We start from the raw sequence: 261 nt of genomic DNA, 5'->3' as shown, positions 1-261 counted from the left end.
ATATCAGAAGTCGATAAAAAAGAACAAAATGCTCTGGCTCAACATCAAAAACTTTCAGGTAAAGTTATTGAAAAAACGGAAGATGGATTGGTGGTTTCTAGTAAAAACTCAAGTGTATACGCTATGGTTTCTTCCCCAGAGGTACTTAAAAATATCCAGATTGGGGATACAGTTACCATTTATGCACCTATGTTTATAGGCTCAATACCAGGTGATCCAGCTACAGCTAAATATGCTATTGTTCAAAAAGAAAATGAGGAA

Annotated in this window: 1 pseudogene; it reads left to right on the top strand. The window is 35.2% G+C overall.

Annotated elements, in window-relative coordinates:
* A pseudogene (locus SB717_RS37105) lies at window positions 1-261 on the top strand (S-layer homology domain-containing protein); the annotation flags it as partial.

It is taken from the genome of Priestia sp. SIMBA_032 (genome assembly GCF_046535215.1).
GTDB lineage: Bacteria > Bacillota > Bacilli > Bacillales > Bacillaceae_H > Priestia > Priestia aryabhattai.
The sequence above is the reverse complement of the archived record's forward strand: the minus strand, read 5'-3'. Positions and strand labels throughout refer to the sequence as shown.